This is a genomic window from Micromonospora sp. DT4, from assembly GCF_049841675.1.
In the GTDB taxonomy this organism is placed as follows: Bacteria; Actinomycetota; Actinomycetes; order Mycobacteriales; family Micromonosporaceae; genus Micromonospora.
The window spans coordinates 1-522 of record NZ_JBNCKT010000375.1; the positions used below are offsets into that span (position 1 = coordinate 1).

General features: G+C 67.0%; 1 protein-coding gene. It reads right to left on the reverse strand.

Annotated elements, in window-relative coordinates; all coding sequences use genetic code 11:
• A partial coding sequence (locus ACLQ24_RS30170; RefSeq protein ID WP_425895127.1) for a glutamate ligase domain-containing protein occupies positions 1 to 396 on the reverse strand: 396 nt, incomplete at its 3' end.
• Between the last annotated feature and the right edge of the window lie 126 nt (positions 397 to 522).

Here is a 522-nt window from a genome sequence, read left to right on the forward strand (position 1 = left end):
TCGTTGTACTTCTTCGGTGCAGGCATCGCCGGTGTTCCTCCAGGATTCGATGTCTCCATCTAACCCGGGGCGGAACAGTCCGATCTCGCGGTGTACCTCTGTGGCGTGCTCGCCCAACTCATTCATCTCGCCCAACACCGCGACCGCCCGTTGGTCGTCCCCGGTCATCGCGTGCAGGGCGCGTAGTGCGGCGCGCATGGCGTCGGGCGCGGCGTTGTAGACGTCGTTGATGACGGTCACCCCGTCCGCGCGGGTGGTGACCTGCATCCGGCCTGGTGACACCGCTTCGGCGTGCGATACCGCCTGGGCCACGGCTTCGATTGGGTGGCCCAGCCCGAGAGCGACGGTGGCGGCGGCGAGCGCGTTGGATGCCTGGTGCAACCCGTAGAGGCGCAACCGCACCTCGGCGGCCCGGCCGTCATACACGAGCCGGAAGCCGGCGCGGCCTAGGGCCTGTCTTGTGGATCATGGTTGGTGGGGTAGGAACATCACGGGTGTCCGGAGTGTTACCCGAGCGCTATG